Here is an 8,009-nt window from a genome sequence, read left to right on the forward strand (position 1 = left end):
CGGATGGACGACACCGTGCTGCTGCCGTTGCCTGAGCGCCTCGCGCGGATCATCGTGCAAATGATCGATGCAGGCGGCAAGGCGGGCGATGCGCCAGTGCTACGTTTCTCGCAGGAGGAGGCCGCTCATATGCTCGGTGCATCGCGGCAAACCGTCAATCGGGTGCTGAAGGAGTGGGAGGCTGCCGGCATTGTGCGCCTGAGCTATCGCACGCTTACCCTGGCAGACCTCACGGCCATACGGCGGCTTTGCCGGGCATGAGCTGCATGGCGTGAGGGGGCAGATCGGGAGGGGGCAAGCCAGCCAATGCGGCTCGCAACGAAGTTAGGAAAGCCGCCATTCGCCTACCCACCCACGATCGGCCGTCAGCGGGCAGTCGCCGCGATCCTGGAACCTGCCGGGCAGCTTCAGCGGGTTTCTTGCTGAAAGCGGAAATTCTCAAAGCGACCCCAAAAGAGACATTGGGCATCGATTGCTCGCAGTTAGCGAAGGGCCGCGACCAACTCACGCTCGAACTGGGCAGCGTCATTCCATCCCGCACGCAATCTCGCCTCGTCGAGCTGCAAGCTCACGCGGCCCTTGGCCAGCACGACCCCACTATCGCAGAAGCCGCACAGCGTGGTCAGATCATGCAAGGCCGTGATGAGGGTGAGCCCCTCTTTGACCATCCCTGCAAGCACAGCCCGGACGTCGAAGGCCGCAACAGGGTCAAGCCAATTGAAGGGCTCATCAAGGATGACGATGCGAGAGGGCACCGCAAAGGCCAGGGCCAAGGCGGCGCGCTGGCGCATGCCGGACGAGCATTCACCCACAGGCACGTCGAGCAGCTCTCCTATGCCGAGCGCTTGCCATAGCCCTGCGTTGCGCTCCTGCTGAACTTTGACCGGATCGCCCGCAAGGTCGAGCAACTCGTACACCCTGAGTAACGCAGGGAGGTGTTCAATCGGCGGGGCGAACCCGATTGTCTGCGCCCGTGCACCGCGGTCGTCCGCCTGCTCCTCGCCGAAAATCATGCAGCTGCCGCCACCAATGGGAAGCCTTCCGGAAATGGCGCGCAGCAGAGTGGTCTTGCCCGAGCCATTGGCACCGATCACCCCAAACCAGCTAGCACGTGCGATGGCGGCACTGACATCTTGGACAATCGGTCGCCCACTGCGATTGACCGTCAATTCGGTGATGGCAAGCGCGTCCGTCATGCCAACATCCATCTTTTTCCCGAACCGAGGCGGGCCAACCAGACAATCGCGGCGATGAGGATAGCCGCGCCAAGAGGCGGGACTGTCAGAGCCACGTAGCCTGCTGCCGCGATCACTCCGGCAACGGCCCAGTCGGCGATCAGGCGGCTGAACGCGCGATAAGCGAAAATGCGCGCTGTGGTCAGGACGAGCAGACCAAGGGCAACAGCAGCGGTCAACCCTGCCGCAAGCCAGTTCTGTGCAAGTGCCAGCACTGCCCCAAACGGCAGCAGGAACATAATCTGGGCGGGGAGCCAGTGCCGCAATAGCGAGGCTGGCGAATGGCCCATCAGTGTCATGTAGCGCACCGTGGCGGCATCCACCCTTCCCGTCAGCACGATGACCATAAAGCCGTAAGCTCCTGCCCATAGGGCATCGAGATTTCCGCCCTGCGGCAGGATTGCACCGATAGCTCCAAGGACGGCCGCCGCAATTGCGCCGATTATCGGCGCACGCCTATGCCGGATCAGATTGAGCCTTCGTTGGGAGGTAATGTCTCGCCACAAGTGCAGCACGCGCTCACGCACGAAGGGAAACGCCAGCCCGCCAATAACCCCGGCGCATGTTCCCAATGCCGCGCCTCCCGGATTGAGGATACCCACTGCGGCCAAGCCAAAGAACCCCAGCAGGATCCCGGCTGACAGCAACGGCACCATATAGGACAACCAATCTCCGGGCCGCTGAGCAAACCGCGCGAGCGGGCCATCGCTCTGATGGAACCACACTCGCTCGAGCAGAGCCTTTGCAATCACCGTCGCGATCAATGCGCTGGCACCGTAATCAATGAGATCGCGGTGGTCGCTCGGCAGTCCTTTGAGCCAGGCGCGGGCAACCAAAACGAGCAACGGCAATCCGATCAAAACGGTCAGCAGGTCGGCGGTGTTCTTGGCTATTTGCCGCGCGGCTGCTTTCGCTATCGCGACGTCGAGTCTGAGGATGGCAAGGAGCAAAGAGAGTTCCACACCGATAAGATGCCAATTTCGCTGTCGAATTCCTGCAATAGCGCTGCCACGCGCTACCGCAACGCCATTTTGGACAACAGGGTAGCTGACATTCGCCTAACCACCCATCTGCGGTCATGAGCGTGACCAGTGCGTGATCCCGAAAGCTGCATGGCGGCTTTAGGCGAATGCGGACGTTCAATCTGGCTGCCCTGAACGACCGGGTCTGGGTCGAGAGCTGCCAATCTTCAGCACTCAGCCAATGCTCGGCAAATCTACAACTCGGAAAACAGACCCGGATCCGGCATCGCGGACAAGGTCAACGCGCTGGCCGTCCCAGTGGTAGTCGAGGTGTCGCCCTTGAAAGGGGTTTGATGCGCAGTCCGGGTAGAAGAGTGCAACGCATTCCCCACCCGGATGCCGGACGCTCGGGTAGGCAATCCCGTCAGCTCCCGCGCCCATAAGGTGCCGTGCGAGAGCTTGTGAGGCAGCATAGCTATCGGGATCGAGCGCCGGATCCGGCGCACCCGCCAGAGCTCGGAGATCATGCAGGTCTGCATCAACCGACATGACGATTTCGCGGAACTGCGAGGTCCATCCCGGCGCTTCCCGGGTTCGCGCCATGAAATGGGCATGATGGTGGATTGTCTCGAACAGCGCAGTTTCGAACCGATCCCCGACGTAGAGGACACCGTAACTGCCATCGGTAAAGCGGCTTGGCCGGTCGGTGCTGACGTGGGTGAATGGCGCCATGAGGTAGGAGGCGCCATTGCCGCCGACGCGCCGGCCCTGTGGAACGAGGTCAAGATTGCCAATCGTCGCCATGATGCGGGGATTGGTCTTCTGCTCGGCCGAGATCAGCAGCGGCCAGTCGGCTGGATCAGCGATGTCCTCGAACAGATCAATCGGCGGAAAGGCACTCCGGATGATCCGAACAGCGCCCGTCCACATAACTCTAGAAACGGGGATATCTGCCGCTTCGCTCACCAGCCACCGCGCTCGGCGTCGAGGTAGCGACGCACACGCATAATGTCGGTCAGCTCGCCTCCCAGCATCACGTCGAGCGCACTGGCTCCGCCGAACGCTTCATTCGCTGCTCTGATCCAAGTATACCCGCGGGTCGCTTCCGAGAAGATGATCCGAAGCGCCTTGTGAATGCCCATAAGGTTGGAGAGACGCGCACGACCGTCACGCGATACGCGCCCCGGCCCTTCCGCCTTCCAGCGGCGATAGGAGCGAACCGGCATGTCGAGCAGCGTTGCCGCCTGCTCGTCGGTCAGTTCCCATTTGCCGAACAGATTGAGGACTGCCCGGAACATGGCAGCCGCCTCGTCCTGGGTAATCGGATCGGGACGAAAAGCGGTAACGGCAGTATCAACGGGTTGCAGAGCCAGCATGGCAGTTCTCCATATGGCAGCATTTACGCTCAATAATGCCATTTAGCAAGTAATTATGCCGATGATGCCAGTCTGGCGATGACACTCGCTGCGCCATCGATCGGCACAAAGAGCCGGGTCTGGTAGCGGATGATCTCGGTGAAGCAGCCTTGGGCCTTGTACCAGTCGATTCGGGCTACGCTCCAACCAGTCAGCTCAATTCGCTGTGAGCCATTGACCAGACTGCGTTTGACCATGAGCTTTTCGCGGCCCGCGAATTCCACGGCCCGGCCCATTGCCAAGACGGTCTGGACAATGTCGTCAGCGGAAAGCGTCTGTTCCCGTTCGAGACCCAGCGCCCGGCACAGTTCGGGCACGCAATGGACGGGGACCTCCCGGCCAAGAAGCGAGCGACCATCCGCGGCCGAGATGCGGCTCACCCTCACGAAATCCGATGGCAGCTTGTCCCAGACCGGGAGCAGGAGACCCGTCGCAAGATAGAGGCGCTCGCGCTTGTGGCTCGTCCTCGCCTCTTCCACCTCGGCGGCCCACGCCTCGCGGAAAGCGCCGATGGCAATGTCCTCCCAGCTGCTTTCCGCCAACTGATCCTCGGTGATGTGACTGCGCCCCAGCGGACGCAGCAATTCGAAGCGGGCCACGCGCGTACCGTCATCGGCAAGAATGCTGCGGGCGGGGACCAGCAGAGCGACCCGGCCTGAACGGGCGTTCCGAACCGGCCGCTGCCGCTGCCCCGTGAGGCCGTGAAGCTCCTCGAGCAGCTTCAGCGTGAGCGGCTTCAGAGCTCTGGCGATTTCCAATTCGAGCAGATGGGTGGTCGCGCCTGAGGCCGGATCGGTGCGCAGCAGCGTGTCCGACAGGACCGTGAAGTCCTCGACCGCAATGGTCTCGAGGCCAAGATCGAGTGTCCCAGCCTGCCGGGCGGCGTCAATACGCGCCTCGACCAACCCGAGGAACTCGTCGAAGATCGCGTTCTGCAAGGCGATGGGAAGCGCGAGGATGCGATTGAGCCAACGCTGGATCGCCGGCAGATCATCGACCATTGACCCGTCGGGTGCCTCGATCCGCAGCCCCGTCAGTTCCTGAAAGCGCTTGAGACTTACCGCTTCGAGCTTCCCCGTGAACAGCAAGCCGAACCACCGATGGAGCGCTTCTTTGGCGTAGATGCTCTCCAAATTGTCGGCCGGATCGAACAGGTTCTGTCCGCCAGTCTGGCGCTGCCCACGCGTCAAGGCACCGAGGCTGTCGAGCCGCCGCGCGATCGTCGAGATGAACCGGCGTTCGCCGCGCACATCGGTGGTCACCGGTCTGAACAGCGGCGCCGACGCCTGATTGGTGCGATTGGTTCGCCCGAGCCCCTGGATTGCGGCGTCAGCCCGCCAGCCCGGCTCAAGCAGAAAGTGGACGCGGCGGGCCTGGTTCTTGGCGGCCAGATCGGCATGGTAGCTGCGCCCCGTTCCTCCGGCATCGGAGAAAACGAGGATGCGCTTGGAGCCGTCCATGAAGGCCTGCGTTTCAGCGACGTTGGCGCGCGGCGAGCGGGATTGGAGTTTCTGGCGACCATCGCGGTCGACGATAAGCCGCCGCGTCCGACCGGTGACTTCCGCCACCTGATCGACACCGAAGCGTTCAATGATGGCATCAAGCGCGGTGGCAATCGGCGGCAAGGCGCAGAGCTGTTCGATCATCCGGTCGCGTGCAGCGAGTGCCGATCGGCACAGTACTGGCGCGCCGAGCTCGTCGCTCATCGGCTCGGAGCGAGGATTACCGTTTTCGTCGGTGAACACCGCCATTAGGCGGACAGGAAAGCTCTTGGTGAGATAGTCGATCACATATTCCCGCGGGGACAGGTCGATCTCGAGAGCTTCGCGCTCCTCGTCTGACAGGTCGGCAAGCCGCCGGTTGAGCATGGCTTCTGCGGTCGAGACAAGCTGGACAACAATGGCGTTCCCATCAGCAACCGCACCTTCGATGGCTGGTAAGAGGCTCGGCAGCTTCATCGACAGAAGCAGCTGCGCGAAGAAGCGCTGCTTAGTTCCCTCGAAGATCGACAGCGCTGCGGACTTGGCTCCCGAGTTGAGCGTCCCGCCGGTTTCGCTGTCGACGATCCGCGTGGCCTCCAGCGCTTCGCGCAGGTTAGCGTGGATGATCGCCCAAGCCTCGGCATAGGCATCGTAGACCGCGATCTGATCCTCGGTCAGGCAATGCTCGAGGATTTCATATTCGACGCCGGTAAAGGAGAGCGCACGCGCGGTGTAGAGGCCGAGCGACTTGAGATCTCGCGCGACTAGTTCCATCGCGGCGATGCCGCCATCGCGAATGTCTGCCACGAAAGCCTCGCGATTGGCGAAGGCAGTCTCCGGCCCCCAGAGCCCGAGGCGCGTCGCATAGGCCAAGTTGTTGACGTCGGACGCACCAGTTGCCGAAGCGTAGAGCACCCTTGCCCGGGGGAGGAGGTTCTGCAGGCGCACCCCGGCAATGCCTTGCTCCGATCCTTTGACCTTGCCGCGAGAGCCTTCGCCACCGGCAGCGTTGGCCATGGCGTGCGCTTCATCGAACACGATCACGCCGTCGAAATCTTCGCCGGCCCAGGCGAGTATCTGGTCAAGGCGCGTTGCGTCGTTTCGACCCGAACGCAGGGTCGGATAGGTAACGAAGAGAATGCCGTCGCGCATTGCGATGGGGGTGCCCAGCTTCCAGGATGCCAGCGGCTGGATGTCGATCGGGAGGCCGCCAAGGGCGGCCCAGTCGCGGCGGGCGTCTTCCAGCAGCGCCTCGTTCTTCGATATCCAGATATGGCGGCGTTCCCCGCGCACCCATCGATCAAGAATGACGCTCGCAACCTGACGGCCCTTCCCGGCACCTGTTCCGTCCCCAAGAAAATAGCCCAGTCGGTAGGTCTGGCCTTCCGCGGATGCCTTGAGTGAACAGCCCTTGTCCTCTGGCTCGAACCGGCCGGGTAAATCGCGCGCATGGGCGCTTGCAGCATAGATCAGGGTCTCCGCCTGGGCAGCCGACAGCAGTCCCTTGGCAATCAGCCCGTCGGGAAGCTGCGGCAGTGCGTCAGGCATCGGAGCAGCGATTGACCCCATGGCGACGGACTCAACAAGCGGCGTCGGATGCCCGGCCGCGCCATCGATTACGATCCTGCTCGGGCGATAGGGCAGATAGTGGCCAACCTGAGGGGCAAGCGGCGCAGGGGTTTCGAGCGACTGGTAGGTGAGCGGCTTGATGGCGGAGGCAGCAGGAGTGATCCTTGCTGGTGTCAGCAGCGGCCTGCGCGGCGCGGCGACCAGAAGGAACGGCGCACGGGCCGGAAGCTTCGATTGCTCTGCATCAGCGTGCAGGCTGGCGCGAGTCGGCAAGGCATCGACAATATCGGCCAGCTGGCGAAAGTCGTCCGTGTGAATAGCGACGGGCTCGTTGGCGCCTTCCACCTTGTCGATCACAAGCAGCCGGGTAGTGATCCCGGTGCCATGCTTGACGAACGCACGTTCGACCGCAGCATTGAGCCGAAGCGAGATCGGTCCCTTCAGCCCTGCAAGGAACCTGCCGCAGTCAAACCATTCAGGCATGATCGCGACAAGGCGACCACCGGGGGCAAGCCGAGTCCACGCGGAGCGGAGATGCCTCGCCCCGGTGCGACCATCGTGGCCCCGCTCGATCCCGTGAGAATAGGGCGGGTTCATGAGCACGACGCTTGGGACGACGGCCGGATCGAGCAATTCGTCGATCAGCTCCGCATCATGTCCGGTCACGCGGGCAGCCGGGAACGCCACAGTCAGGCAGTCGCGGCGCAGCGGTGAAATTTCGTTCAGGACAAGGCGGGTGCCGACTTTGGCGGCCCAGACCGCAAGCATCCCCGTTCCGGCCGAGGGTTCGAGCACGAGCTCGTTGGGCATCAGTCCACAGGCCCGTGCGGCAAGCCAAGCAAGCCGCGGCGGCGTTGCAAACTGCTGCCATTCGATCTGCTCGTCGCTGCGATTGGTTTGGGTCGGAACTCGGGCGTCGAGGCCGCAGAAGAACTGATCCGCCTCGTCGATCGGGCTCGTGAGCTGGATCTGATCTGATGCTTGCAGGTGTTGAACCTGCGCCAACTCTAGCGCAGCGTGAGCATCACGGACTGACCATGCCCCGAGTGCATCGGTTCCGCCGAAGTGGTCCGTCATGATGCGGTTGATGTCGCTGCGCGAAATCGGGCGGCCTGCTGCAAACTGCGACGCCATTGCTTTGGCTGCTGTCACGACAAGCGGCGGAGATGGTGGATCGAATGCGAAAGCGAGGGAAGAATTGGACATGGGAAACCTCCTGACGAGGTCCTGCGTCTCGCAGGCCTCAATCAGCCGAAGGCCCCCTCCCCTCTGGCTCGCTGATCAGGTTTCCCGAGCGAGCCTCGCCTTGAGTTCATCGTTCCAGTCGAAACCGGCGGACGCCGACGC

The 8,009-nt window shown here is 62.7% G+C and carries 6 protein-coding genes; 1 reads left to right on the forward strand and 5 read right to left on the reverse strand.

Annotated elements, in window-relative coordinates; all coding sequences use genetic code 11:
• The coding region (locus NBV68_RS15255) for a helix-turn-helix domain-containing protein (RefSeq protein ID WP_296311294.1) at window positions 1–261 on the forward strand (261 nt) is incomplete at its 5' end.
• Between the two features lie 221 nt (window positions 262–482).
• Here the strand turns inward: NBV68_RS15255 and NBV68_RS15260 are convergent.
• The 5 genes from NBV68_RS15260 to NBV68_RS15280 all read right to left on the reverse strand — a co-directional run bounded on the left by NBV68_RS15260 (window position 483) and on the right by NBV68_RS15280 (window position 7,868).
• Window positions 483–1,196 carry an ABC transporter ATP-binding protein gene (locus NBV68_RS15260; RefSeq protein WP_296311297.1) on the reverse strand — a complete coding sequence of 238 codons (714 nt, stop codon included), beginning with the start codon at window positions 1,194–1,196 and terminating at the stop codon, window positions 483–485.
• Window positions 1,193–2,197, reverse strand: a complete 1,005-nt coding sequence (locus NBV68_RS15265) for a hypothetical protein (RefSeq protein ID WP_296311299.1) — start codon at window positions 2,195–2,197, stop codon at window positions 1,193–1,195. The genes NBV68_RS15260 and NBV68_RS15265 overlap by 4 nt, the downstream gene beginning before the upstream one ends.
• A gap of 234 nt (window positions 2,198–2,431) precedes the next feature.
• Window positions 2,432–3,163 (reverse strand): RES family NAD+ phosphorylase, encoded by a 732-nt coding sequence (locus NBV68_RS15270; RefSeq protein ID WP_296311301.1) that lies wholly within the window; start codon window positions 3,161–3,163, stop codon window positions 2,432–2,434.
• Entirely contained in the window at window positions 3,160–3,573 is a 414-nt protein-coding gene (locus NBV68_RS15275) for an MbcA/ParS/Xre antitoxin family protein (protein ID WP_296311302.1), read from the reverse strand. The genes NBV68_RS15270 and NBV68_RS15275 overlap by 4 nt, the downstream gene beginning before the upstream one ends.
• 53 nt (window positions 3,574–3,626) lie before the next feature.
• The gene (locus tag NBV68_RS15280) at window positions 3,627–7,868 is read right to left on the reverse strand and encodes a strawberry notch-like NTP hydrolase domain-containing protein (protein WP_296311303.1); all 4,242 of its coding nucleotides are present in this window, start codon (window positions 7,866–7,868) and stop codon (window positions 3,627–3,629) included.
• Window positions 7,869–8,009 lie beyond the last annotated feature (141 nt).

The organism is Erythrobacter sp., from assembly GCF_023653175.1.
Lineage (GTDB): Bacteria > Pseudomonadota > Alphaproteobacteria > Sphingomonadales > Sphingomonadaceae > Erythrobacter.